21 protein-coding genes are annotated in these 25,324 nt (G+C 55.9%); 8 read left to right on the top strand and 13 right to left on the bottom strand.

All coding sequences use genetic code 11. From position 1 onward, the window contains the following. Positions 1 to 68: 68 nt before the first annotated feature. From LA756_RS12765 to LA756_RS12750, 4 genes are all read right to left on the bottom strand, one after another. A complete protein-coding gene (locus LA756_RS12765; RefSeq protein ID WP_224440260.1) occupies positions 69 to 1,223 on the bottom strand; it encodes an iron-containing alcohol dehydrogenase in 1,155 nt (384 codons plus the stop codon). A gap of 155 nt (positions 1,224 to 1,378) precedes the next feature. Next, a complete protein-coding gene (locus LA756_RS12760) occupies positions 1,379 to 2,821 on the bottom strand; it encodes an aldehyde dehydrogenase family protein (protein WP_224440259.1) in 1,443 nt (480 codons plus the stop codon). Between the two features lie 89 nt (positions 2,822 to 2,910). Beyond that, the gene (locus LA756_RS12755; RefSeq protein ID WP_224440258.1) at positions 2,911 to 4,038 is read right to left on the bottom strand and encodes a hypothetical protein; all 1,128 of its coding nucleotides are present in this window, start codon (positions 4,036 to 4,038) and stop codon (positions 2,911 to 2,913) included. A 212-nt stretch (positions 4,039 to 4,250) separates the two neighbouring features. Further along, positions 4,251 to 4,763 (bottom strand): hypothetical protein, encoded by a 513-nt coding sequence (locus LA756_RS12750; protein ID WP_224440257.1) that lies wholly within the window; start codon positions 4,761 to 4,763, stop codon positions 4,251 to 4,253. A gap of 182 nt (positions 4,764 to 4,945) precedes the next feature. On the opposite strand from LA756_RS12750, the gene LA756_RS12745 reads away from it, so the two are divergent. Together LA756_RS12745 and LA756_RS12740 are read left to right on the top strand one after the other, a co-directional pair. After that, complete coding sequence (locus LA756_RS12745) at positions 4,946 to 5,524, top strand: hypothetical protein (protein ID WP_224440256.1); 579 nt, start codon at positions 4,946 to 4,948, stop codon at positions 5,522 to 5,524. Positions 5,525 to 5,615: 91 nt separating this feature from the next. Then, positions 5,616 to 7,412: a DEAD/DEAH box helicase gene (locus tag LA756_RS12740; protein WP_224440255.1), complete on the top strand. Its 1,797-nt coding sequence runs from the start codon at positions 5,616 to 5,618 to the stop codon at positions 7,410 to 7,412. A gap of 449 nt (positions 7,413 to 7,861) precedes the next feature. Here the strand turns inward: LA756_RS12740 and LA756_RS12735 are convergent, their stop codons facing one another. The 4 genes from LA756_RS12735 to LA756_RS12720 form a co-directional block, all read right to left on the bottom strand. Further along, complete coding sequence (locus tag LA756_RS12735) at positions 7,862 to 9,013, bottom strand: hypothetical protein (RefSeq protein ID WP_224440254.1); 1,152 nt, start codon at positions 9,011 to 9,013, stop codon at positions 7,862 to 7,864. Between the two features lie 36 nt (positions 9,014 to 9,049). Further along, positions 9,050 to 10,252, bottom strand: a complete 1,203-nt coding sequence (locus LA756_RS12730; protein WP_224440253.1) for a hypothetical protein — start codon at positions 10,250 to 10,252, stop codon at positions 9,050 to 9,052. A gap of 131 nt (positions 10,253 to 10,383) precedes the next feature. After that, complete coding sequence (locus tag LA756_RS12725; protein WP_224440252.1) at positions 10,384 to 11,187, bottom strand: hypothetical protein; 804 nt, start codon at positions 11,185 to 11,187, stop codon at positions 10,384 to 10,386. A gap of 118 nt (positions 11,188 to 11,305) precedes the next feature. Continuing rightward, complete coding sequence (locus LA756_RS12720) at positions 11,306 to 12,334, bottom strand: dihydrodipicolinate synthase family protein (RefSeq protein ID WP_224440251.1); 1,029 nt, start codon at positions 12,332 to 12,334, stop codon at positions 11,306 to 11,308. Positions 12,335 to 12,715: 381 nt separating this feature from the next. Here LA756_RS12720 and LA756_RS12715 point away from each other — a divergent pair, with 381 nt between their 5' ends. From LA756_RS12715 to LA756_RS12695, 5 genes are all read left to right on the top strand, one after another. Beyond that, positions 12,716 to 14,881 carry a glycosyltransferase family 39 protein gene (locus tag LA756_RS12715; protein WP_224440250.1) on the top strand — a complete coding sequence of 722 codons (2,166 nt, stop codon included), beginning with the start codon at positions 12,716 to 12,718 and terminating at the stop codon, positions 14,879 to 14,881. 86 nt (positions 14,882 to 14,967) lie between these two features. Beyond that, positions 14,968 to 17,079 carry a prenyltransferase/squalene oxidase repeat-containing protein gene (locus LA756_RS12710; protein WP_224440249.1) on the top strand — a complete coding sequence of 704 codons (2,112 nt, stop codon included), beginning with the start codon at positions 14,968 to 14,970 and terminating at the stop codon, positions 17,077 to 17,079. Beyond that, positions 17,076 to 18,197: an adenosyl-hopene transferase HpnH gene (gene hpnH, locus LA756_RS12705; RefSeq protein ID WP_224440248.1), complete on the top strand. Its 1,122-nt coding sequence runs from the start codon at positions 17,076 to 17,078 to the stop codon at positions 18,195 to 18,197. Before LA756_RS12710 ends, hpnH begins: the two co-directional genes overlap by 4 nt. 29 nt (positions 18,198 to 18,226) lie before the next feature. After that, complete coding sequence (locus LA756_RS12700) at positions 18,227 to 18,568, top strand: hypothetical protein (RefSeq protein WP_224440247.1); 342 nt, start codon at positions 18,227 to 18,229, stop codon at positions 18,566 to 18,568. 48 nt (positions 18,569 to 18,616) lie between these two features. Beyond that, positions 18,617 to 18,943: a hypothetical protein gene (locus LA756_RS12695; RefSeq protein ID WP_224440246.1), complete on the top strand. Its 327-nt coding sequence runs from the start codon at positions 18,617 to 18,619 to the stop codon at positions 18,941 to 18,943. Here the strand turns inward: LA756_RS12695 and LA756_RS12690 are convergent. Then, on the bottom strand, positions 18,940 to 19,254 hold the full coding sequence (locus tag LA756_RS12690; RefSeq protein ID WP_224440245.1) for a hypothetical protein: 315 nt from the start codon (positions 19,252 to 19,254) through the stop codon (positions 18,940 to 18,942). The two genes, LA756_RS12695 and LA756_RS12690, sit on opposite strands and share 4 nt — an antisense overlap. A 166-nt stretch (positions 19,255 to 19,420) precedes the next feature. Here LA756_RS12690 and LA756_RS12685 point away from each other — a divergent pair, with 166 nt between their 5' ends. After that, on the top strand, positions 19,421 to 20,794 hold the full coding sequence (locus LA756_RS12685) for a hypothetical protein (protein WP_224440244.1): 1,374 nt from the start codon (positions 19,421 to 19,423) through the stop codon (positions 20,792 to 20,794). Positions 20,795 to 20,921: 127 nt separating this feature from the next. Here the strand turns inward: LA756_RS12685 and LA756_RS12680 are convergent, their stop codons facing one another. The 4 genes from LA756_RS12680 to LA756_RS12665 form a co-directional block, all read right to left on the bottom strand. Beyond that, positions 20,922 to 21,755 carry a hypothetical protein gene (locus LA756_RS12680; protein WP_224440243.1) on the bottom strand — a complete coding sequence of 278 codons (834 nt, stop codon included), beginning with the start codon at positions 21,753 to 21,755 and terminating at the stop codon, positions 20,922 to 20,924. A 341-nt stretch (positions 21,756 to 22,096) separates the two neighbouring features. After that, positions 22,097 to 23,743: a Na+/H+ antiporter NhaC family protein gene (locus LA756_RS12675; protein ID WP_224440242.1), complete on the bottom strand. Its 1,647-nt coding sequence runs from the start codon at positions 23,741 to 23,743 to the stop codon at positions 22,097 to 22,099. A 3-nt stretch (positions 23,744 to 23,746) separates the two neighbouring features. Beyond that, positions 23,747 to 24,481: a HAMP domain-containing sensor histidine kinase gene (locus LA756_RS12670; protein ID WP_224440241.1), complete on the bottom strand. Its 735-nt coding sequence runs from the start codon at positions 24,479 to 24,481 to the stop codon at positions 23,747 to 23,749. Between the two features lie 117 nt (positions 24,482 to 24,598). Next, entirely contained in the window at positions 24,599 to 25,216 is a 618-nt protein-coding gene (locus LA756_RS12665; protein ID WP_224440240.1) for a hypothetical protein, read from the bottom strand. Positions 25,217 to 25,324 lie beyond the last annotated feature (108 nt).

Below are 25,324 nucleotides of genomic sequence, written 5' to 3'. Positions count from 1 at the left end.
GTGAGCGTTAGGGGGAGGGCGATCCACCTATTCTACTCAAAGCGACGTGACAAGTCGCATTGGCCGGTTTAACTCATGGCCGATTGATATAGCTTGGCAAACTCTCCGGCGTCGACTTCACGGGGGTTAAAGTTGCCGGTCCATTGCTTGGCGGCGTCGCTGGAAAGGGTCTCCAGCTTTTCGCCGTTGATCGACAGTTGATTTAAATTGGTCGCAAGGCCTGCCGCATCGACCCACGATTGAACCAAATCGGCCAGGCCAACCGCGCCTTGTTCGGGCGTTGGGTAATTCGGAAGATCGACCGGGATTGAAAGCAAGTCTTGGTACAGTTCGTTGAATGCTTCGCCGTTGTACCGAATCACCGAAGGGAGCATCACGCCGACTGCTTGACCATGGACGATACCGTAGTGGGCCGTCAAGGGATTCGCCAATGCATGAGCCGCGCCCAGCATCGAGTTTTCAATCGCCATTCCTGCAAAGCAGGCCCCCAGTTGCATTGCTCCGCGGGCCTCGACGTCTTCCGGATTGGAAAGTACCCGGGTAAAGTTGCCGGCCAATAATCGCCACGCTTCTCGGCTGAACGCCAGGCTGACTTCGTTCCGTTTCTTTGTAACGAAGGTTTCCAGGGCGTGGCTGATCGCGTCGATGCCTGTCAGTGCGGTCACCTTTTGCGGCTGAGTGACGGTCAGCTTGGGATCGAGTAAGGCAATCGCACAGGCGGCCTTTTTGTCGCCGCAAGCCATTTTGACGTGTGTTTCGGCATCGGTGATCAGGGCGAAAGATTGTGCTTCGCTGCCTGTACCGGCCGTCGTAGGAATGGCGATCATCGGCAGCATTGTCTTCGTTGCTTTGCCGACTCCCCAGTAGTCTTTCATCTCTCCGCCATTAGTCAGCAGAAAGTTGATTCCCTTGGCACAGTCCATCGCGCTGCCACCACCGAGCCCAACGATCAGTTCTGGCTGACAGTCTTGGGCGAACGTGACACCGCGGGCGACGTTTTCAGTGGAAGGGTTTTCCTGAACGCCGTCGAAAAGGAACGTTTCGATTCCTGCCGACTGCAGGCAATCGATTCCACGCTGTGTGTGGCCGGCATGGATCACGCCAGGATCGCTGACGACGAGCGCTCGTTTCGCGCCAAGCTCTTGGGCCAGTTCGCCGAGCCGCTGAAGGCTATCCGGGCCAAACACAATCCGTGTGCGCGGCTGGAAGTCGAATGGAATCATGCCTCGGGATCCTGTTTCATTCCGGTTCCCTCTCCACCGTCTACGGGGGAGAGGGTTAGGGTGAGGGGGCGAACCGTGTACCCGCGCCGCCCCTCACCCTAGCCCTCTCCCCAAAGGGGCGAGGGGACAGAAGCAAGAGGCTTTTCTCTACTAAACTACGAAGCCGCGACTTGGACAGGGGCGGATTGGTAGGCTCGGCTACGGAAGAGGAACTCGATGATGTTCCCTTCATGCGGCTGAAGCCAATCCACTTTGTGTGTTGGAATCGGGCCGATGTTCAGGCGATCGATATGCGTCGCATTGACGAGGTCACGCGCGAACTTCTCGTCTTCCGTAATCGCCGAGCAAATCAGCGAGTAACCCATCTTCTTGATCATCTCTTCCTGTGGACATTCCACCACCGAGACGAACGGGAACATGTACTCTTTACTGGCAACTTGCTTCTCTGGATTCTCGGCATGAATGACCATCGGCTTGAGGTAATCGCAGCGTTCCATCTGAACAAGGCGATCACCATAGGAAGCGGTGTAATCGGTCACGCCATCTTCGGCTAAGTCTGATTCGATCATGCCCCAGACGGCCGGTGCCATGCCGGGCATGGTGAATGCGGCCAACGCGGCTTCGTCGTCGGTTGGATCTTTGATTTCCGTAGGACCGATCTTTTCGGCGATGGCTTGGGCGATTTCTTTTGTATGCCGCGAAGCCCAGATGCCCGATGCGTTGATGCAGCTACGTCCGCTATTGGCGAACACGCTTTGAACCATCAGGTCCAGGTATTGCGGCCAATCGTCAACGACATCGTCACCCAGCAAGATCTTGCTGAAACCAGGGCCGTGCGGTTGGACTTTCGGATTGCCAGCGTACTGATCAATTGTTTGCTGACCACCGAACACCATCGCTCGATCGACCGAAGAAAGTAGCGACGAACCGACGTCACTTCCCGCTCCGGGATAAAGACTGAACGCCTCGGCAGGCAGACCTGCTTCGACCATGGCAGAGAAAATCCGGTACGGCGTCCATGGCTCCTTTCCGCCTGGCTTGAGAACCAGACCAAGTTGAAGCGCGACGGCCGGAAGCCAGAGGGTATGCACCCCGGGCGAATTGGAAGGCAACACGGCGCCGAGTACCGGACTTTGAACTTGATAGCTGAGCGTCACGTCGCGGCCAGGTTCTTTGCCGTAGCCACGAGCGAGGATGTCTAAATCGAGCCCGCGCGTAAGCGAGTCGAGAATTTGGGACATGTTTTGCAGCACGAAAGCGTTCTTCTGCATGTTCGCGCGGCACATATGTTCCGGCAAACCAGTCGAGGCGCTTTGAGCATGCACGAACGCTTCAGGCGTTTGCGAGCCATCCCCAATGGGAAGGTCTGCTTCCAGATAAAGCTTTCCGGCAGCGGACAACTTTTCGAGAATCTCGGCCGGGCTGAACTGCAGCAAAGCGTCTCGAGCGGACTGAGCTTTCTTCATGTCTCGCTTCAAGATGCCGCCGCCGACTTGACTTAGCTGGGCGATCGGTTCGCCGGTGCTAAAGTGGACGACGTCTTCTTTTTCGAGCGAGTCGTAGGGCTTGCCCCAGCGGATTGCAGGAATGTTCAGCATGATTGGCGTCCGTATTTGAATTTTAAGATTCGGAAGGTGGTTGATCGGCCACCGCGGAAAAGTCGGCGGTGGCATCCGTTTCGATTTCGTTAGTACACACCCACGGTGGTGCTGCTGGCGAAGCCGTGGAACGGTCGAACGCCGCTCACTCCATCCCAAGGATAGGTCTCGAACGGCATCTCGCGTTCCCCTTCGTCACGTTCCAGGAAGCCTGGCACGAAGAACTCCTTGGTGAGCGTCGTCAGTTTGACTCGGCCCGTTTCGCCGAAGCCAACCAATTCGTTCGGATCGTCAAACGAAACGACTTCCGTCACCGCACGTGGTTGAGGAGCGTAGTAAGAGATCTTGTAGCCGTCTTCCGGCGTGACTGGCTTGCTACATGCCAGACCCATCAGCGTATTGCCGTAGGTAGGAGTCATGTAGATTCCGCTTTCTTCCGGACCACCACCAAACAGTTCTTCCACGCAGTATCGCGTCCACTGTGGGGTGAACTCGGTACCGCCGCTGAAGATCCCAGTGATCCCGACATCGGCGAGCGTCGTTCCCTTGTCTTCCAAACCGAGACAAAGCGATTCGATCAGTTTGGGAGTACCGAACATGCACTTCACGTCGTGACCGGCGGTCAGAACGGTGATGGCCTGATCGATACAGTGTTTCTTGTACGCTTCCAGTTCGTCCATCTTGCCGCGTTTGATCAGCTTGACGACCCAGCGTGGATCTAAGTCGATACAGAAGCTGATACCGCCACGAACTTGGGCGAGGTGCTCGACGGCCAATCGCAGGCGACGCGGACCCGATGGGCCAAGCATCAACCAGTTCGCACCCTTGGGGAAGTACTTGTCAGGGAGCGTTTCGCTGAAGTTGGAGTAGTCGGTTCGGAAGTCGTCGATGGCGATACGGCTTTTCGGAATGCCGGTCGTGCCGCCGGTTTCGAAGACATAGATCGGCTTGTCGGCAAATGCCTTGGGAACCCAGCGACGCACGGGGCCGCCACGCAGCCATTCGTCTTCAAACAACGGGAACTTCTTCAGGTCGTCATAGCATTTCACTTCGGTCAGTGGATCGAAGTTGAGCTCCTTCTTCTTTTCCAGCCAGAAGGGGCAGCCGGTCGACTCGTGGAAATGCCACTGGACGGTCTCGTAAGTGTGGGCGTCGAGCTTGTCCTTTGCGGCCTTCATTGCCGCTTCGACTTCGGGGGTCAGCGTTTCGCTTGCCATGGTTCCAATTCAAGCCAACTAGGAAGGGAAGAAAGGACTCGCCGCGGACGAGCTTTTCGGCCACGATGCGAGCAGAGGGATGTGACTTTACGGATGGTACCGAAGAAAACTTGTTCTGACAACCTTTGGTTGCCCGAGTAATTTTTCTGCGCAATAAAAAAACCTGCGATCTAACAGGTTTTTTAGGAAGATTTCTCGCTGAGCGACGTCCGTTACGACGATTTCGCCTTGGTCGCTTGGACCGGAGCACCTAGTTGGGCAAGCATCTGGAGGACGCCGTTTAAGTGGGCGATGCGTGGACCGAACCGGTCGACGAATTCGCTGAGCATGAATTCGCTGTCGATCATGTCCTCGGCCGTATCGTCGACTTCGTTGGCCAAAGTGCCTAAGAAGTCTGCATGAACTTTGCTGAGGGCCTCGGCGGCCATGCGGCACTTTTCAGCCAATTCTGGATGGGCCTTACGCCAGGCGTTGAGCTCGGCGGAACGTTGCTTTTGCGTATGCACCTGTTGCTGCAGCATCTCTTCCATCAGCAGCGTCTGACGTTCCTGCAGCTCGATCATCCGCTTGAGCAGGGCATTCGTTTCTTCCGTGTGAATGGTTTGCTGCATGGGAGATGGGTTGGAGCTGACGTCGACGTGGGTGAAAAGAGTGGACAGGTCTTTCGGGTCGAGCGACATAGGTTCATTGGTCTCCAGGTAGGTTAAGTAACTCAGTATACCCACGATGCCTGCTGACTGTCGAGCATTTCGTTTTACCGCAAGCACTGCTAGCGGTGGGATAACCGCCGTTACGATAGTTAAAGTCCACCTTTCCCAAACACCGATTCAGTTGGTTAGGCTGCGAGCCCTAGCCGCCGCAACACGATATGCTGTCATGATATGCAAATGGGCAAGATGGAGTGCCTATGTCGAACCGGAACGAGAAAACCGTGCCCACCCTCGGATTCCTTACCGTGGTGGAGCATACCCCTGGTGGTTTATTTGGTGGACTCTTGGTCTTAAATCTGGCCGGACGTCCCCTCGAATTCCACTGTACCGCCCCCGTGAAAGCCAACCGTGCTCAAGAGATCCTGTACGGACCGACGCTGAAGCCCTATTTGTATGGCGAACAGATCGGCGGCGCATTGCTGGCAAAGCTGAAAACGCCGGCGCTGGCCGTCTGCACCGATAGCGAGCATGTGCTGTCGCTGCGGGATCATATTGATGTGCCGGTCTTGTTGGTCCCCCCCAATTGTTCTGAAGAAGCGGTTGCTGTCGATTCCTCCCCGACGTACCAGCAAGATACCGCTCAGGTAGCTGTGGCTCCCCCCCACATCCGATCATTCAAGCTTGGCAGCTATGAGGTCGCCGTCAGTGCGGATCATCAAGCCGATACGGCCCAGTTGGAAAACTTGTGGCAAGAGCGCGCGATCGATCTCGACCTGAACGAGCCGTTTACCCGAATCCGTGAAGCTATCGAGGAAGCCCACGGCGTCGGTAAGTAAGGACGCGTCACAAGCGTTTTCCAAATTGTGGGTGCCACTGGCTATGTCAGTGCTTAACGAACCTAGGCACTGGTGAAGCCAGTGGCACCCTTTGTCTGTCCTTGTTTTCGATCAGGCCAAGCCATTGACTGATACCCTGGAAACCAATTCGTTCGATCTCAATATCAAAACCGAGGTCATTCCCTTGGGCTGGACTCCGGCACTCGCTCGAGCTCCGCAAATTACGATCACGTCCGAGAACTTCAAATCGGAACGTCCCAAGGCGGTCTCGCTGACATGCAGTGGACCGAAAGTCCCTGTCAAAAGTTTTGTCTTCCCGGAAGCACCAGCGTGGCTGCAAGCCCTCGAAAAGAAGGCCCCGCCGAAGAAAGAATCTTCCGACGAGCCTGCCGCTGAAGGGGCCGAACCTCGCAAGCCGAAACCGAAACGCGTCACGCACATTCGTCCCCCAGGCGATGTGATCAAACTGGAAGACCGTCTCTATTATCTGCTGCAGCCGTCGCTCGAATCGCTGGTCACCAGCGGAGCACTCGAATTCCCGTTCGAGCCGTTTCCGTACCAGTTTGAAGGCATCGCGTTTTTGTATCCGCGTCATGCGGCCGTGATGGCGGATGAAATGGGGCTCGGCAAAACCATGCAGTCGATCAGCACCATGCGGATGCTGCTGCGAGCCGGCGAAATACGCAGCGTGTTATTGGTCTGCCCGAAGCCGTTGGTCTCGAACTGGAAGCGGGAGTTCTCTCTGTGGGCTCCTGAAATTCCGATCAGTGTCATCGAAGGCGATTCGGCCAAACGAAGCTGGCTCTGGCGAGACAATCAAACACCGGTGAAGATCGCCAACTACGAACTGCTGATGCGCGATCACGAACTTGTCAGCGAAGAGAGCGGGCTCCACTTCGATTTGGTCGTGCTCGACGAAGCACAGCGTATTAAAAACACGAACAGTACCACCGCCGAGATCGCCACGAAGATTCCTCGCACGCGAAGCTGGGCACTCACGGGAACGCCGATCGAAAACAGTACCGACGACCTGGTCGGCGTGTTCGAGTTTCTCGCTCCTGGTTTGTTGACCAAGGGGATGCCGATCAAAGCGATGAGCTCGACGGCCAGCGAGTACATCATTCGCCGCACCAAAGACCTGGTGATGACCGATATGCCGCCGCGGCTTTATCGCGATGCCGAGCTGCATCTTTCACCGGCACAGCAGGAAGCGTACGAAATCGCCGAGAAAGAAGGGGTCGTCCGGCTCGAAGACATGGGCCAGGAACTGACGGTGCAGCATGTGTTCGAGCTCGTTTTGCGGCTCAAGCAAATTTGCAACTTTGATCCGCTGACCGGCGAAAGTGCCAAGATGGATCAACTGAAAGCCGACCTCGAAGAAGTCGCTGCCAGCGGCAAAAAGGCGATCCTCTTCAGCCAATGGACGCGAACCATTCAAGAGATTCGCAAGCATGTTGAACCGTTCGGGCCGCTGGAATACCACGGCAAAGTACCGCACAAGCAGCGGGAAGGAGTGATCGATCAGTTCAAGAACGACCCTTCCAAGCATGTCATTCTGATGAGCTACGGGGCTGGTAGCGTCGGGCTCAATTTGCAGTTCTGCGAGTATGTCTTTTTGTTCGATCGCTGGTGGAATCCGGCCATCGAAGACCAGGCCATCAATCGGGCCCATCGCATCGGAGCTGCCGGGGCGGTGACCATCAGCCGATACCTGGCCGTGGGGACAATCGAAGACCGCATCAACAAAGTGCTCGAAGAAAAGCGTGAGCTGTTCAACACGCTCTTCAGCGACACCGGCGAGCCTGCCAAAGTTGGTTTCTCGAAAGAAGAGATCTTCGGCTTGTTCGATCTCCGCAGCCCGAAAGGCCCCATCCGCTTGGCTGCTTAAAAAGGGACCTGCGAGGGCGTGAATTGTCAATTTTCAACGAGCGATCTTGGTAGCGATAGAGTCGCTCGTCATTGTACCAGGGTGTCCAAGCGAACCGCCCCTGATTTGTGAATCGTTTGTGCCTGCCTCGGTCAGATGCACCACTTCGCAGCCCAGCACAAGGCATCGCGGAATCGGCCCCCTTATTTCTCGCCCAACCGAGGCGCAGGCTTCCGGGAAAAACGATCCGCAAACACGCAGGACGGCGCAAGATTCACGCAAAATAGTTGTACACTTGTGCAATACTTACTTAAAATAAAGCCCGCCGAAGCAAACTCGCCATCGCCACAAAAACTGTGGCAGTCAGATCCACGTTAATCGAGATGAGGGAACCCGATTGTTATCGCGCCTTCAACTATTCCTGCCCGGTTCCGAGGCGGTAAGACAACTCTTCGTTTTCCATTCCCAGGCTACCGTTCATCTTCATTCGGAGTGACTAGCTTAGTTAGTTGCTTTTCTAGTTTGGTGTCAGATTCGTCGGTCCCGTAGAGTTCCAGTTGGATGTTGTGTTCGGCCGGGGAGAATTTGTCGATGTCCTGGAATTTGGTGTCATGGAATATCAGCGTTTCAAGGCTTGGAATCTGCACCAAGGTTTTCCATTCTTCCGGGGTGATTGTCTGATTGAGCATGTTCAAGTTTTTCAAGCCTGGCGTGTCGGCAACACTGCGGAGCTGTTCGGGCGTGAGGTCGTTGAACGACAACACGAGTTGTCGCGTGTTGAGTTCTGAGAGAATCGTGAGCGACGTTTTATCGAACGTCTGCTCTTCGTCCCATGGTTCAAACAGGAAAATCTCGTGGATCGGGCCGTCGATTCCTCGCAGCTTTTGCAGGTATGTTTCGCTGTTAAGCATCAGTTCCAATTTGCCGGAATGCGACAGCATGTTCAGCTGCTCGGTGATGTTGTCCGGCATCTTCGTGGTGTCGTTGAAGTCGACCGAGTAAACGGGGGAGGCGTCCTGCTCGTCGGTGTCCGCGCCCAGTACGATGAGTCCGAAGTGATGACGACTCAAATCGCACAACGATTGGCGGATTTCTTCCGAAGGGACTTGTGACCAGACGACGCTAAATCGCTGTTCGAGTTGCTTGGCACCCGCAGGCGTGATGTGCGTTTGATCGATGAGAAGCGTTTCCAGGGAATCGATCGCTAATAAATCAGGAATGCAGGCATCGGTAACGTAGCAGCCGGAAAGATCGAGGTTCCGCAGATTGTTCATGCCTCGCAGCTGAGAAACGCCCCCGTCGGTAATATTTGTGTAGGGACAATGCACATCGACGAGGTTGGGGCAATTCAGCAGAAAACGGACCTGAGCGTCGGAGAAGTTCGATCCCTCCAAGAGAACGGCTGTCAGTTGCGGAAGCGGAAAGATGCGTTCCCATGACAGTTGTTCGACATCGCATCGATTCAGAATATAGGCCAGCTCCTGATCGCTTTCGTAGAAATCGCCGCCAGCTTTCGACAGTTCGGCTTGGATTTCTTGGTAACGAGCCGTGTTGTCTTGGCAGCCAGACAAGACGATAAGCAACGCAAGCAGAGCGAAGAGTTGGTTAACGAGCGAGGGCATAGAGCAGTCCGATGAAAGGCGGGGAACATGTGGCGACTACGGCTGTTGGTCCGTTGCCGCAGCTTGGGTCAATTCTAAGAGCTTGTTCCGAGTTTCTGGCGGTGGAGGTTCGAAGAGATCAAAATGGATTTGAATCGCATGTTCGGCCCCTTCGTACAGACCGAGTTGATTGAATTGGCATCCGATGAAGTGAATCGATTTGAGTTCGCGGCAATGCATTAGCGCTGACCACTTGTCTGGCGTGATGGTCTGATTGCTAATGTCTAATTCGCGAAGTTTCTTGATGGAAGCGACCGCTGCAAATTGATCGGCTGGAGTATCTTCTACATACAATGTCAGTTTATGGATTGTTACTCCAGCAAGATATTTCAACTGTTTGAGGTCGAATTCTTCATCAGTTTCCCATGGCTGCCTGACTTCTAGATCGTCAATGCGTGAAATTGCTGGAAGGTGCTTGAACAAGGCGGACGAATTGAATTGGATTTTCAGTTGCCCGGCGTGGCTCAGCATGTGGATATGTTCGACGACTTGATCTCGGGGGCCGGAAGCGTTTTCGAGATCAAACGGCCATAGCCTAATGTCATATTGATTCGGCTCGTGTCCTTCGATCGTTTGATCTTTCGGGGCAGGCGTCAGCCAGACGTCTCTTCGGGCCAGAGCAGATAACCCTTGGCGGACTTCCTCGGAAGGGACGTCGCTCCAGGTTATTTGGAAACGCTTGGCCAGCTGGCGAGCCCCTTCTTTGGAAATGGGCGTTTCCAGCAAATTGACTTCTCTGAGTGATTTATGGGCCAATAAGTCAGGGATGCAGCCGTCAGTAACACGGCACCCGGAAAGGTCGAGGAATTCGAGTCTCGGAATATTTTGAAGCTGAGAAACACCGCCGTCTGTGATTTCGGTGTACGAACAGTCGACATGCATCAGTTTCGGGCAGTGAAGTAGAAAGCGAGCATGCGCATCGGAGAAGTTGGAACCTGCCAAGTGCACCGATCCGAGTTTGTCTAGCGGAAACACACGTTCCCAGAAAAGCGGAGTGACGTCGCAGCGTACGAGATCGTAGACAACCTCCTTCTCATGGTCGTAGAAGCTGCCGTTGACTCGAACGAGTTCGTCTTCGATTTCGCGATATCGAGCCGCTTGGTCTTCGCACCCCGTCAGCAGAGGCAGTAACGCCAGTGTGACGAAGATCGTCCAAACGAGCGAGCGCATGCGACTTGGCTTGAAAGTACGACGACCCATGCGTTTCTTTCCCGGTAGTAGTCGTAGGATGGCTATGCCTTCCGAGGAGATAGCCATCTCGGTTGGGCCGATGGATGTCTCGTTATGAAGGTGGCTTTCCATCGAAGAGGACGGTAGCCATCCTACGTCTCTCATTTCTCTTTTTCGTGTGGGTACGACTTACTACGTAAGTGGGCGTATTCGCTTTCGTCATGCTCTCCGACGTAGCAACCTAGTGGTATCACGCCTAACGGTGCTACTCCGAGATCAAGTAGCGTGTCTAAAACGCGACCGGTAATGACCGGAGAACTACCTCCTAAAAAGTCACGTCCGTCCCATCGGTCGAAATCTAGAACGTCCATATTCCCCCAATCAAAAACCAGCTCGGAGGTTGAAAAAGTTTTGTTGTCGCAATGAGGACACCGCCTTGCATACTCCGGACAAGTTTTACACACAATGGGCGAGTAGCCACACTTTGAACAGTAATTCTCCGCCTCTGGGATGACGACGTGGGGGCGATCGATGACTTGTCCATCAAAACACATCAGCATCAATTCGTTCGGATCAAAAGGCAAAGGATCGCTTGCCAAAACGGTACATGGCGAGAAACGCGTGCCAACAAAATCTGCTTGCAGTAAGGCGTCGCGGACATGTTTTCTGGCATAAACGAAGCCATCGTCACGATTACCCAGCATGCCATGCCGAACGACACTTTCCGTCGACCAAAGTTCCGCGTAGGAGCTTGTTTTTATGTCGATCGTCGCGAAATTCAATCGCTCGATATCAACACGATCGGGATGACGAGAGCATTGCCCCTGCGATATCTTTTCCGCATCGATCGAAGTCGTCACGGACATCATAATCTCATCGTCAGAATGGGGTGGAATCAAAATGAAACTGTTGTCGAAAGGGTCTTCACCGTAGATCTCTGCAAAGATAAAGAAAAAGAGTCCCAACTCGATTCGACCTGAATGGTCGTTTGAAACGACTCCTCGATGTTTCATTTGTGAACTACGTCTGGTGGGGTACAGGAGTCGTAGGGTGGATACGCCTACCAAGGCGATAGCCGTCGCGCTACGTAGCTAGGCCGATGCGGCGGAGTTCTTCGACGACTCCGGCGACGATGCGGGCCACGTCGTCAGGGTTGGCGGTTGCTTGACCGGCTGGGCAGCCACCGACAGGTTCGTCGACAAAGCCTTCGGCCGACAGCAGGCATTGCAGTTCGCTACGCAGGATATCGACTTCCAATTTCTGGCTGGCCGACTGCGGTTGGCGGCCGCTGCCAGGTTTGAAGCCACGCAGGGCGAGCGCCGCGCGGAAGCCTTCGGGGAACTCGCAGTTTTGGATCATGGCGTCGAACAATGTCAGCAGGCGGTACTGCAGATCGCGAGCTTCTTCGATGCGGCCGAGCAGCGTCAAGTCGAACAGACGCCGCGTAATTTCGGGGACGACGCCGCTGGTGGCGTTCGTGCCGCCATCGCAGCCGATCAACAGCATCGGCATCAGCGCGGCGTCCCAGCCGGTCATGAAGCTGAAGTCAGGGCGAACGGGTCGCACGGCCGAGATCATCCGCATCATGTGCGGTAGATCGCCGGAGGAATCTTTGATGGCTACGATGCGTGGGCACTCTTCGGCCAGACGGCGGACGGTGGGTACGTCGATCGGCGAAGCGAACATCGGGATGTTGTACAGCGTGACGTCGATCGGTGTGTTGTCGCCGATTTCTTTGAAGTAAGCGTACACCGCCGAGGGGCTTAGCTTGTAGTAAAACGGCGAGACGATCGCGACCGCGCGGCAACCCATTTCGTGGTAGGCTTCGCACGCTTTGAGCGTTTCTTTAACGTTCGCTTCGGCGGCACCTGCGAGAATCGGCACGCGGCCGCGCGTTTGATCGGCAATGATCTCGATGATGCGGCGGCGCTCTTCAACGGTGAAGCGAAGGAACTCTCCGGTTGAACCGTTAGGGTAGAGCCCGTGCACTCCTTTTTCGATCAGCCAATCGACATATCGCCGCAATTCCGCCTCGTGAATGTCGCCGTGAGCGTCGAGGGGAACAATGTTGGGCGTGAAAATACCAGAAAGTCGTGTCGATTGAGGTGCCATCGAATCAATCCGAGCCAGACGGGGGTTAGTCGAGGTGGTGGGAAACCCGTTAGAATCTACGGGCCATCATGGTTGCAGGTAAATAGGTTTTTAAAATTTGGGTGGCATGCGCTCATCCTGGTGAGCATGCTTTCTTATTCCTGTTCCCTCTCCCCTGCGGGGAGAGGGTTAGGGTGAGGGGCGAACCTGGTACGCGCTTCGCCAACCCTCACCCTAGCCCTCTCCCTTGAGAAGGGAGAGGGGACAGGAATAAGAAAACATGCGACGCCGCTGGAGGCATCGCGTCCTGATCTCTGCACCAGGCTTGTTAAGTTGAATTCAATAGACCATTAGCATAGTCCGCCAAGTTGGCCACGTCAGCCCTTTGTCACGAACTGCCTAGTGTCTCGTAAGAATCGTACCGAACGTCACGCATCCGCTTCTGGCTTTCCGCTGGGGCTGTTGTTCCTGCTGATTGGCATGGTGGCGTATGCGCTGTGGTATTTCTCGGTGCCGATGCCATGGCCGGCGCCGCAGCCAGGGCAGTTGCCCTTTGAGCCATCGCGCGGCACGTTGGTGCAGACCGGGCTGCTGCTGTTGCCGGAGAGCATCAGCGTTTGGTTTGGCGGCGGAGAAATGCCACTGGGCTTGTTCGACCGCGTCGGCATTGTGCTGATGGCCGGATTGATGCTGATGTTCAGCTATGCCTTGGGGGAATTCCTGCTGGTGCGGCTGAAGCTGCTCGATTTCTTTGGTCGGGTCGATGGAATCATCTTACGTCTGGCGATCGGCTTGACGCTTGTCTCTTGGTCGACCGCCGTGCTGGGAATGTGTGGTTTGCTGCAGCGACCGTTGGCGATTGTGCTTGCGCTGGCGATCTTGTTTGTGGCACTAGGGACCGAATGGAAGAAGCAGCTTTTCGCCCCGAACCCGCAAGACGAGCCGGAAGAGGAAGACCTGCCGCCGAAGGAAGACGAAAGCGAGTCGTGGTGGTGGCTGCTTGCCGCGGCGCCGCTTTGCTTGTTCGTTCTCGGCGTGTCGATTTTGCCGCCGTACGAATATGACGTGCTCGAATATCATTTGCTGGTTCCCAAAGAGTGGCACGAGATCGGGCAGATTCGCGTCTTGCCGAACAATGTTTACAGTGGCATGCCGATGGGGGCCGAGATGTGGGCCCTGCTGCCGATGGTCTTTTTGCCTGGTAGCCAAGGGTGGCTTACGGGGGCGTTGGTCGGCAAGCTGGTCATCGGGATGTTTACGCTGCTGACCGCAGGGCTGTTGTATGGTGCCGGCAAACGGCTTGCGGGGATTTGGGCTGGCCGGGCAGCGGCATTGTCGGCAATTGCCGTTCCGTGGTTGGCCTATCAAAGCGGAACCGGATTGGTGGATGGCGTCTGGGCGTTCTTTACGTTAGCGGCGGCTTATCCGGTGTTGATCGTGCTAACGAGCGATCCGCACGACGACCACCGCGACGGCCTGGCCGTGTTGTCAGGTCTGATGGCGGGAATGGCGTTCGCGGTGAAGTATCCAGCGTTGCTAATCGTGGTGCTGCCGGTCTTCGCGTTGTGGATTTATGCGGTACGCACCGACTGGCGTGTCTTGGTGATGCACGTGGTCGCGGTGACCGTGATTGTTTCGCCCTGGCTGATTCGGAACATGGTCGATACCGGCAATCCGGTTTATCCGTTGGCCGGAAATGTGTTCGCTTCGGATGTTCGCTCGGAGGCTCAAATCGAGCAGTGGAATCAAGCTCATCAGGTTCCCAGAAATGCGTCGGGAAGCCGTTACTCGATCGGCCAGTTGATTGATGGAATCACAAAGTTTGCCGGCGGCAGTCCCTGGGCTGGGCTGGCGGTCGTTCCTCTGGCCATTTGCGGGCTGTTTGCTGCGAACCGAAAGTTGGTTGTGCCGCTGGCCATCCTGTTGGCCGTTTGTTGGCTGGTTTGGTGGGGCTTTTCGCACCGGCTGGAACGGTTCCTGATTCCAGCCATCCCTCTGGGCTGCTTGTTGGCAGGGATCGGGGCTGAGAAAGTGGCCCCGCACGCGGTCGGCCGAATCGCTCTTCGGGTTTGGTTAGGACTGGGACTGCTAGTCGGATTTGTCCTGGTGAATCAAACGCAGTCGATCAAGCTCGACCCGCGCATGTTCGTTTCGCTCGAAGCTTTGGCCAAGTCGCACACGTCTGGCGCGGTTGCCTATTTGAATAAAAAAGTCGCCCCTGGCGATGCGGTCCTGGCGACAGGAGATGCGGCCCTTTTTTACTTGCAGTCGCCGGTCTTCTATCACACCTGTTTCAATGACTCGACGATGCAGCAGTTGGTGAATAAAAGCGCTGAAGAGCGTGCGGCCCACCTGGCCGAGGCCAATATTGCATGGATTTACGTCCACTGGGGCGAAATCGACCGTTTCCGCGGCCCTGGCAACTACGGCTTCCCCGACGACGTCACACGGGCCCTGTTTGCGGAAATGGAGAGCCAGGGCATTTTAGAGCGTTCTGACTACGTCACCGGCGACCCTGAGAACCCGACGGTGGTTATCTATCGAGTCCTGCCTACGGACGGCCCGTAGGTCTGACTTGCCCCGTTTGGCGATCTGGCATAGGTTGACGGTTTGGAAGAACTGATTCTCCCCCTGTTTTTCACGATGAATTAGCCATGATGGATGGATCCTCCTCACTTGCCCGAGATCGGCGGCCCAATGGCGGCGCCGGCAACGGCTCTGCTGACGCTCCTTCTTTGTCGACCGCTATCGAGCGGACTTCCAACTGGCTCCTTTCGCAACAGGCGGAAGATGGCTATTGGTGTGCCGAGCTGGAAGGGGATTCGATCCTGCAAAGCGAGTTCCTGCTGCTCTTGGCTTGGGCACGTCGCGAAGACTCGGAACTGGCCCAGCGAGTCGCCAAGAAACTGCTCGAACAGCAGCGCGAAGATGGCACATGGAGCCAATACCCGGAAGCGAAGATCGATATCAGTTCCAGCGTGAAGGCTTATTTCGCGTTGAAGCTGACCGGGCACTCGCCGTCGGCTAACTACATGGTGAAAGCTCGCGATGCGATCCTGGAGGCAGGCGGCGCCGACGCGGTGAACAGCTTCACGCGGTTGTACTTGGCACTGCTGGGGCAAATCCCGATGGAGATCTGCCCCGCAATTCCGCCAGAGATGATCTTGCTGCCCAACTGGTTCCCGCTGAACATCTATCGCATGAGCAGCTGGTCGCGAACCATTTTCATTCCACTGGCGATCTGCTGGGCACTTCGTCCGGTGGTCGACCGAAGCGACGAGTGCTCGATTCAGGAACTGTTCATCAAGCCGCCGCACCAGTGGCCAGAGCTCCGCTGCCCAGGGCAAGAGAAAGCGAAGGGGCTGTTCACGTGGGATCGTTTCTTCCGCACAGCTGACAGCTGCTTGAAGCAGATCGAAAAGCTGCGTCTGCGTCCGCTTCGATCGCGGGCTTTGAAATTGTGCGAACAATGGATCCTCGACCGCATGCCCAAAAGTGACGGCGTCGGGGCGATCTTCCCGCCGATCCTCTGGAGCATTGTCGCGTTCAAAGCCCTGGGCTACTCCGACGATCACGAGTCGGTGCAGTACTGCTGGGACGAAATCGACAAGCTGATGCTGCACGACGACGAAGAGGAAACGACCCGCATTCAGCCCTGCAGAAGCCCTGTTTGGGATACGACCATCACGCTGCGAGCCCTCGCCGCGGCACGCCATGGCGCGGACGAGCCACGGATTCGCAAGTCGGTCGAATGGATGCTTTCCAAGGAAGTCCGCGAGAAAGGGGACTGGACGAACAACGTCCGCTGCGAGCCAGGCGGGTGGTACTTTGAGTTCAATAACGAGTTCTACCCTGACCTCGACGATACGGCGATGGCACTGATGGCGCTGCAAGAGCAGTTGGCCGAGTGTGGCGTTTCGCTGGAAGTGCATCCTGGCCAATCGTGGGAAAACACCACGATCGTCACGACATCGAACAAAGTTTCGGCTCAGGACGCCGTCGGTCAGGCCATGCTGCTGGACCGGATTTCGAGTGCCACCAAGCGTGCGCTGGCGTGGAGCAGCGAGATGCAAAACCATGATGGCGGTTGGGGAGCGTTCGATAAGAACAACGACGCCGAGTTCCTGTGCAAAGTGCCGTTCGCCGATCACAACGCCATGATCGACCCTAGCTGGCCAGACTTGTCGGCGCGAGTGATCGAAGCGTACGGACTGTTGGGCGTGAATGAAAACAGCCGCGGCAAACTGGGCGATACCGTTCGCAAAGCGATCACTTACATTCGCGACAACCAGTACGAAGATGGCTCCTGGTTTGGCCGCTGGGGCGTTAACTACATCTATGGTACCTGGCAGTGTATTGTCGGCCTGACCGCGGTTGGCATTCCGACCGACGACGAGGCCGTACAGCGCGGGGCCCAATGGCTGATCGACACGCAGCAGCAATCAGGCGCGTGGGGCGAAACGTGCGACAGTTACGAGAATCCCAATCTGAAAGGGATCGGCACGCCGACACCTTCGCAGACCGCTTGGGCATTGCTGGGACTGATTGCGGCCGGCAAAGAGGACAGCGACGCTGTTCGCCGCGGCATTCAGTACCTGCTTTCGACACAGAATGAGGATGGCACATGGGACGAAGAGCCGTACACAGGTACCGGCTTTCCCCAAGTCTTCTACCTCCGATATCACTACTACCGTATCTATTTCCCACTGTTGGCATTGGCCACGTGGGCGAAGAAATCGACTGACACGAAAGAAGGCTCGCGATGAGCGTCCCAATCTCGCAAATGTGGACCGTCGCGTCGTACGTCCTCAAGCAAAAGCTGCTCGGGCGGAAACGTTACCCATTGGTTCTGATGCTGGAACCACTGTTCCGCTGCAATCTGGCATGTGCCGGGTGCGGGAAGATTCAGTTCCCTGTCGAAATCCTCCGCAAGCAGCTCACCCCAGAGCAGTGCTTCACGGCCGTCGATGAATGTGGGGCCCCGATCGTCAGTATCCCCGGCGGCGAGCCTCTGCTGCATCCGCAAATGCCGGAGATCGTGGAAGGGCTGGTGAAGCGGAAGAAGTACATCTATTTGTGTACCAACGCGCTGAAGCTGGAGAAGTCGCTTTCGCAGTTCAAGCCGAGCAAGTACCTGACGTTCAGCGTTCATATGGATGGCCCGCGCGAAGAGCACGACCATGCCGTCTGCCGCGAAGGAACGTACGACATCGCCGTCAGCGCGATCAAAGCGGCATTGAAGCAAGGCTTCCGTGTCACGACAAACACGACACTGTTCGACGGGGCCCAGCCGGAACGGATTCGAGGTTTCTTCGACGAGATGATGAAGCTTGGCGTGGAAGGAATGATGCTTTCGCCAGGCTACAGTTACGAGAAAGCGCCGGATCAGGATCACTTCCTGAAACGGAACCAAACCTACAAGCTGTTCCGCGAGATCTTGTCGGCTCCGAAGAAGGCCTGGCAGTTCAACCAAAGCCCGCTCTTCGTCGAGTTTCTGAAGGGGAACTACGATCTTGAGTGTACGCCGTGGGGCAATCCGACGTACAACATCTTCGGCTGGCAAAAGCCGTGTTACCTGGTCGACGAAGGGCACACGCAAACCTTCGCCGAGCTGTTGGAAGCGGTCGAGTGGGACAACTACGGCACGCAAAGCGGTAACCCCAAGTGCGCCAACTGCATGGTGCACAGCGGCTACGAACCGAGCGCCGTCGACGCAACGTTCTCTTCGCTTCGCGGTTTGATGGAAACCGCCAAGCTGACTCTTTTCGGCGCTCCGAAAAAGAACCGTACGATCACCGGCTTGGATGAAGACCAACGCATCGACGAAGCGGAATCGCCGCAACGGCCAGACCGCAAGCAAACAGAACTGCCGGTACTGCAGTAGCGTTCGCCGTGCGGACAGAGGTGTACGCCATGCCGACGTTCGAACCATCGCAAGACCGGTTGAATGAGACCAACGACGACGAGCCGGCTGATCCGGAAATCGCGTGGTCTTTGAGATGGCTCGCGCTTCTCGCACTCAGTACGATCTTTTTCAAAATCGTCGGCTCAAGTGAAATCGCTCCGGTATTTCACTGGGCGCGGCCGTTACTACCGCTGGTTTATCTGTGGCCAGGTCAGATCATTCTGGTCGCCTTTGTCCGGAACGCAGCTCGGGATGAAAAGAAGTCGACCACGTACGTGGCTATCGTTACGCTTGTGGCGTTGGCATTTGTCGCTGGGTCATTATGGGTGATGCTCCCCTCGGTGCAGTAGCAGGGCACCCAACGCTGGTACGGCGTTGAATGACCAAAGGAGATTTCTTTGCCAGATAACCCTTATCAATCTCCGCGGAAGGCATCGGAAGGCCGAGGTCGAACGTTGTCCTGCTGGCCGATCTTCGCCGTCGTGATGATTTTGGGACCGTCCTATCAGCTGCTCGGTTACAGCGAATGGGAGCCCACTCTTTCATGGCTTCTGCCCTTGCGTCCACTCATCGCGACATGGCCGCTTCAGGTTGGTCTCGCCGCAATCGCTGTTTACCGAGCCGTTAAGTCGGGACAACCGATATGGGCAATCGTGGTGATTACTATTCTTTCGATCGTAGCCATCGGCTGGTCGCTGTCCGGAATGTTGCCGCCGGTGCGCTAACTTCGTCGCAACAGAATCCGGAGTCCGGCGAAAGCTCCGATCAATGCTACGCAGATGGCGATCGCTGTCAGGGAATTCTTTTCGGGGCGTAAGAGAGAGCCTTCGTAGATACCCATCAGCATGATGGTGAGCGCGACGAGGACGAGCCAGCCTTGGCGGAAGAGCAGCCCAAGCGAGGCGAGCACCAGCAGGCCGCTGGCGGCATAACCCACCAGCCACGCCACCGACGCGGCCATCGCGCATGCGGCGGTGAATTCCATCAGCATGGCAATCGTGAAGTGACCGATCGGTTGAAACGACTTGGTGGGCATACACTTTTCCCAAAGGCATCTCGCCTTGCAAATAACCGAACCGAGGGTGCCGTGGTAACAATCGCGGGGGGAGAAATCCTGAGATAATTGCCGAATTGTCGTTGTGTGCCGGACAGGTTTCCCAGTTGGCGTGTCGTTCCTTGAATTTTCAGCACAGGAGGTTCGCATGACGCGGCCACAATCGCTTTTAAGTATCGTGTTCGGGCTTAGCCAACCGGTGACGCAGCGGCAATACATTGTCGCAGGGGTTTCGCTGACGGTGCTCAAATATGTCGTCGAGGCGATCAGTGTCTACGGTGTGACGAAGCAGTTTTATTCGCCGCTGGAATTCTTGAGCCCTGTCTTTTCGTATCATGCTGCCGACTTCGCCGACCACACGCTGTTGGCGTGGAGCATCTTCATTTGGACGATCCCTTTTCTGTGGATCGCATTGACGATGAGCGTGCGCAGGGCGATCGATGCCGAAGGAATCTCGCCCTGGATGGCGCTGTTCATTCTCGTTCCGCTGCTCAATCTTATTATTGTGGGGATACTGGTCTTCACGCCTGCGGCACCAGCCGAGCGAACCGTAAAGCGGGTGCCTGAAGAGCCAGAAGAAGATCCGCAGCTACAAGCGTTGATCGTCGGTTCGATTGTGTCTGGGCTGGTGATCGGGGCGTTGATGATGACCGTCAGCGTTTTGTTTCTGGGAAACTACGGCACCGGTCTATTCATCGGGTCGCCGATCGTGATGGGGACGACGAGCAGTTACTTATTCAATCGACGGCAGACTATGTCGATCTGGGGCAGCCTGGGCATCGGACTGGCGGTGGTCAGTTTCGCGGCGGTGGGGCTGCTAATGTTCGCGCTGGAAGGACTGATATGCATTGTGATGGCGCTGCCGCTGATCCTTCCGCTAGGGCTCTTCGGGGCATTGCTGGGCTGGGTGATCGCGGAAGCGACGCGCGATGAGAATCAAATGCCTCACATTTCAGCCATCGTGATTTGTTTGCCGTTATTGGCGGGGCTCGAAACGTATACCAATACGCCGTACGAAACTGTGGTGATGACGGCGGTCGACATCGACGCATCGCCGACCGAAGTTTGGGAGACCGTCATTGCGTTCCCTGAAATTGAAACGCCACCTCCATGGTACTTTCAGCTTGGAATTGCCTCGCCGCAGAGTGCGTATATCGAGGGGCATGGCGTTGGTGCGGTTCGCCACTGCGAGTTCACGACGGGCGAATTTGTTGAACCCGTTACAGTTTGGGACGAACCGCATCGACTCGCGTTTGATGTGACCGAGCAGCCAGATCCGCTGGTCGAGTTAAGCCCTTTCCGTGGAGTCCATCCGCCACATTTGGATGGCTACATGCGGAGCAACCGCGGCGAGTTTCGTTTGGTTCGCTTGGCCAACGGGAAGACACGATTGGAAGGCCGGACGTGGTACCAACTGGAAATGTTTCCCCAAGCCTACTGGATGCTGTGGAGCGACATGATCGTCCACCGCATCCACCTCCGCGTACTAGATCACATTCGAGAGACAGTCGAAACGAACTAACGAGCGAAATCAACGGTCAGGCATTCCACTTTAAAGCAAGTGCGACAGCCCTTTTTGCTGAAGACTATCCATAAAAAAAGGGCGTCCCGAAATCGGAACGCCCTTCGCCCTCCTGGGAATTGGGTCGTTATGGGAGGATGTATCGCAAGCTGTTGCGGATCGGCTGGCCTTCGGTGTAAACCTTTGGCTGGCCCAGCAGACCGCGGCCGACGTACGAATTGTTGTTCATCGGGATGATCGGCAGCACCGGGCGGAACGATGTGCGATCGACGGGATAAACGGTGGCGTTAGGTACGGGAACCGTGCCGGTGACCACAGGCGTTTGAACTACCGGAGGGTTGTTGTACGCGATGGTCGTTACCGGACGATTGACCACAACTGGATTGCCGGTGGTGGTCATTGGAGTGGAGTAGGTCGCCGGGGCGGTGTACTGAACTCGCTGAACACCATTGTTGATAGTGTGCCAAGGGTTGGGATTGGTTGGCTCGACATAGTACGACGTTTGCGTCTGGTACCCAGGGTATTCAACGCGGCGAACCTCTTGCTGCGGCATCGGTTGTGGATTGTCGTACACGATGGTGCGAGGCTCGTTAGAGTACTGCACGATTGTCTCTTGTGGCGGGCTCTCGACAACGACCGACGACTGCGACTGGACAACAGTGCGAGATTCGCTTTCGATTGGTTGACCGACGTAGGTACGCAGCACGCTTTGCGACTGGTTGTTTATTGGAGTAACAGCCGACGTACGCTGGATATCCTGCGATGGGTTGGCTGTTCCGTTGGCGGAGGAAAGCTCGATTGCGCCTGGCTCTTTTAAATCACCAGGAGCGGCCATGCGGGTCATCGGACGGTTTTCGTTGTAGGTGGCGTCGACCCATTTCACTGCAGGCTGCTCCTGGGCGGAAAGGAGAGCCGGAGCCGCAAACATAACGCAGGCGGCAAGCGTGGTCTTCCTGAACATGGGGTCCTCTTTTCTTTTCACAGGGTCATTGGGGAACGCTCTTTCATCTTGCAACCGCTATGCCGAGAAAGCAAACATTTGCGAAAAGTGGCCTGATAGCAGCCCCAGATAGCCTTGCCAGCACAATCGCGCAAGTTGAACCGTTGCCGATGGTTGCGAACCAACCAAAGGCGCTGAAAAACAAGGGCATGACGCCCGTGCCAGCAAGAGGTCACCTTTGCCGAGTCGGCCGATCTTGTAACAGTTACAACGCGATTGGCAGATTCGGGAGGGGCAAATGCTCAGGCTGGGGGTTCGTCGGCCAATCGTGGTCGCTTTACGAAGCGTGCCGCGTTGCCATTCTAAGATGGATCGGGCGATTGTTTCATTTCGGCGGCGATCGTTTCTGGATTGCGGCCTAGAAGGAAGAGTGTTCCCACGAGTACTCCAACGCCCAAGATATGGCAGAAGAACACCGGCAGGCCAAGGGCGACGGGAATCGTACCAGCAACGATCGACGCGACCGCACCAAGCAGGGCATACGGCATCTGCGTTCGCACGTGCGCCACATGGTTACAGCCACAGCTTTGAGAGGAAAGGATGGTCGTGTCAGAAATCGGTGAACAGTGATCGCCGAAGATCGCGCCAGCAAGGACGCTTCCGACAACGGTCAGCAGAATGGGATCGGACACGTCGAGCGGTTGACCGCCGGCGGTCAGCATGTTGGCAGTCAGCGAAACGGAAAGGGGAACCAAGATTCCCATCGTGCCCCAGCTGGTACCTGTCGAAAATGCCACCGCCGAAGCAATCAGGAAGATGATTGTCGGCAGGAAGGTGATCGAAAGATTGGCTCGCAAGATTTGTTCGAGGTAACCCGCCGTGTTCAGGCCGTTGAGTGTCATTTGCCCGGTCGCTTCGTCGATGGTTGGGGGCTCTGTTTGAGCCGCGAGGGAAGCTGCCAACCACAAGATGAACAGGGCCGGAGCCATCGCCCAGAAGCCCTTCAAAACGGCCCAGCCGAGCTGCTTGGCGGAAAGCAAACGCTGTGGAGCAATTTGGACGATGGCAACCATCAGCCCAATCGCCGAACCGTACAACAATGAAATATAGGAGTCGCCATTGCCGAAGATTTGCAGCAGGGACGGATCGGCGATGCCTTCTTCTGTGGCCGTGGTGAAACCAGTGTAATAAAGAAAGCCAATCACGACCGTCAGCATCACGCCGATTGGAATGGCGGCGTTAAGCCAACTCGATGTTTGCGGCAACTTGTCCGCGGCTGGATTGGTTTCATCCGCGATTTCCGGCTCGGTCAATGCAGTAACTTCCGCTTTAACCATTGGTCCCATGTCTCGTTTAAGGACCGCCACCAGTGGGACCAATAGCAGCGCCCAAAGCGTGTAAAAGCGGTAGGGGATGCTTTGCAGGAACAGCAGGAACGCGTCTGGTTTGTTCTCGCCGCTGATCTGGTTGATGCCTTCTTCGATGTAGTTGATCTCGGTCGCGACCCAAGTCGAAACAATGGCTAAACCGGAGACAGGAGCGGCCGTCGAGTCGACGATGTAAGCGAGCTTCTCGCGGGAGATCTTCAAACGGTCGGTGATTTGACGCAGTGTTCCGCCGAGCAGCAGCATGTTGGCGTAGTCGTCGATGAAGATGACCAGGCCCATCAACCAACTGGTAACTTGCCCCTTTGAACGCGTGTTGGCGAAGGGAACGATAAGATTCACCAGCCCTCGCATGCCGCCGGAGGCAGAGACCAAACCGATCATCCCCCCGGTCAACAGGGTGAATGTATAGACTTGCAGCTTGTCTTCCGCGATCAGCTTTGGCCAAAGATAATCGGCCACGGTCGACCAAAGTCCGGCGAAGACGTTGCCATCTTGCAAAATGATGGCCCCAGAGATGATGCCGATCAGCAGCGAAATGAGGGTTTGTCGAGTGAGGATTGCCAGGGCAATCGCAACCAATGGGGGAACCAAGCTCAGCCAGCCGAACGGGTGTGGATCCATCCGTTACTCACTCTCGTTGTTGATTTTCGGATGCAAAGGAATTTCAAGGACGATCCTCGCCCCGGGACCAAACGCGGTATCGACGTAGGTGTCGCCGCCGTGTGCTTTGGCAATGGTCCAGCACTTCGTTAGGCCAAAGCCCAATCCGCGGCCAGCTTCCCGTCCACTGTGGAACGGATCGAATACCACGTCTGCCATTTCGTCCGCGATGCCAGGGCCATCGTCTTGAACGGCCAACGTGGCAACTTCTTCGTCGGCAGCCAACGTGACTTCTACTTGCCCGCCATGCTTAAGGGCTTCCAGCGCGTTTCGAATCAGGGCCGCGGCGGCAAGCGTCAACAGATTGGCATCGGCCGTCAAAGTAGTCGTTTCGCTGGGAATCTCTAGCTTCAAGTCCGTTTGCTGCTGCTGGGCGGCAGACTGCATTTGCTGAACGGCATCGGTCGCGATTCTGTCAAGCGAACACTCCGCGAGCTGCGGAGCAGGGGGCCGCGCGAAAAGCATCAAGTCGGCAATCATTTCGTGGCCACGCATCGCTTGAGCATAGATGGTGGCCAGTTCGTGACGGCGGTCGGGATCTTTCTCACCCAACAGAAGGGCTTGAGCCCGGCTGGCGATGTTTGCCAGTGGATTATTGATCTCGTGACTGGCCCCATACGCGAGTCGTTTGAGGCTTTTCAGTTTCTCGTCGCGCAGCTGTCGGCTCTCATCCGAGCGGTTCGCGGAAGAAGATTCCATTTCGTGAGAGGCCATGCGACGACGGTTTAGCAATTAGCGACAATCAAATCCAAAGTTGGATCTTATCTTAGTCGATAACGCGGAAATTCATACGGACAAATTGTGACCTTTAAAGGCCTACAATCTACTACCAAAGAACCACATGACGCCGGAGACACCCACCAGCAGTATCCCGGCCAGCATGCAAGGAATCGATTCAAAGAATCCTGGGAATGGCTTATCGACCTGCAAGGTGATTGCGTCGTCTATCGAACCATTCCTTACGATATCGCCAAGCTCTTGCGCCTGATTGCCGCTACTGCCTGGCACGCCATAGGTAAGGATACCTGTCAACTGTTCGCGCTCGGTGACTTCGTCGAACCTGGTAAAAGTACCGATCCAATCGAGGCCTGCTGGTTCCTCGACTTTGTCATCGGCATTGGTGACATAGAGGATGATGGGATGTTCGGTAGGCTTGGAACCTCCTTTTTCTGTCTGAACTCTTAGCGGGATCCAAGCTTCTCCGGAATAATTTGAGATGTATCGAATTGGAAAGTCATAGCCGGTCAGCGTGACATGGTTACTGGAAATCGAGCCTGACGCATCGAGTTCTTCAAGCGTAATCTCTTTGGGAGTCGACCAGCCGCCGACGTAGACGGACGAGTTGAGAAAGCCAAAGTAGATGGCGACCAAACCGAGGGCCAATACAAAAAAGCCACCCATGTTGAGCAAGGGACGCAGAAGAGCATTGCGCATACGTGAATTCCTGTTGAGGGATGATGTGAATCTAGTCGGAAAATCAACTTGAAGGAGTGAGTCAGGAGGAGGGGCATTCTGCCAAGGCAGACGCATGGGGGACGGGAG

The organism is Bremerella sp. TYQ1, from assembly GCF_020150455.1.
Classification (GTDB): Bacteria; Planctomycetota; Planctomycetia; order Pirellulales; family Pirellulaceae; genus Bremerella; species Bremerella volcania_A.
The sequence above is the reverse complement of the archived record's forward strand: the minus strand, read 5'-3'. Positions and strand labels throughout refer to the sequence as shown.

Excerpts from the sequence above, each read along its gene's own strand:
- LA756_RS12765 (WP_224440260.1), bottom strand. The coding sequence starts at position 1,223 with ATGATTCCATTCGACTTCCAGCCGCGCACACGGATTGTGTTTGGCCCG.
- LA756_RS12760 (WP_224440259.1), bottom strand. The coding sequence starts at position 2,821 with ATGCTGAACATTCCTGCAATCCGCTGGGGCAAGCCCTACGACTCGCTC.
- LA756_RS12755 (WP_224440258.1), bottom strand. The coding sequence starts at position 4,038 with ATGGCAAGCGAAACGCTGACCCCCGAAGTCGAAGCGGCAATGAAGGCC.
- LA756_RS12745 (WP_224440256.1), top strand. The coding sequence starts at position 4,946 with ATGTCGAACCGGAACGAGAAAACCGTGCCCACCCTCGGATTCCTTACC.
- LA756_RS12735 (WP_224440254.1), bottom strand. The coding sequence starts at position 9,013 with ATGCCCTCGCTCGTTAACCAACTCTTCGCTCTGCTTGCGTTGCTTATC.
- LA756_RS12730 (WP_224440253.1), bottom strand. The coding sequence starts at position 10,252 with ATGGGTCGTCGTACTTTCAAGCCAAGTCGCATGCGCTCGCTCGTTTGG.
- LA756_RS12720 (WP_224440251.1), bottom strand. The coding sequence starts at position 12,334 with ATGGCACCTCAATCGACACGACTTTCTGGTATTTTCACGCCCAACATT.
- LA756_RS12710 (WP_224440249.1), top strand. The coding sequence starts at position 14,968 with ATGATGGATGGATCCTCCTCACTTGCCCGAGATCGGCGGCCCAATGGC.
- hpnH (WP_224440248.1), top strand. The coding sequence starts at position 17,076 with ATGAGCGTCCCAATCTCGCAAATGTGGACCGTCGCGTCGTACGTCCTC.
- LA756_RS12700 (WP_224440247.1), top strand. The coding sequence starts at position 18,227 with ATGCCGACGTTCGAACCATCGCAAGACCGGTTGAATGAGACCAACGAC.
- LA756_RS12690 (WP_224440245.1), bottom strand. The coding sequence starts at position 19,254 with ATGCCCACCAAGTCGTTTCAACCGATCGGTCACTTCACGATTGCCATG.
- LA756_RS12685 (WP_224440244.1), top strand. The coding sequence starts at position 19,421 with ATGACGCGGCCACAATCGCTTTTAAGTATCGTGTTCGGGCTTAGCCAA.
- LA756_RS12680 (WP_224440243.1), bottom strand. The coding sequence starts at position 21,755 with ATGTTCAGGAAGACCACGCTTGCCGCCTGCGTTATGTTTGCGGCTCCG.
- LA756_RS12675 (WP_224440242.1), bottom strand. The coding sequence starts at position 23,743 with ATGGATCCACACCCGTTCGGCTGGCTGAGCTTGGTTCCCCCATTGGTT.
- LA756_RS12670 (WP_224440241.1), bottom strand. The coding sequence starts at position 24,481 with ATGGAATCTTCTTCCGCGAACCGCTCGGATGAGAGCCGACAGCTGCGC.
- LA756_RS12665 (WP_224440240.1), bottom strand. The coding sequence starts at position 25,216 with ATGCGCAATGCTCTTCTGCGTCCCTTGCTCAACATGGGTGGCTTTTTT.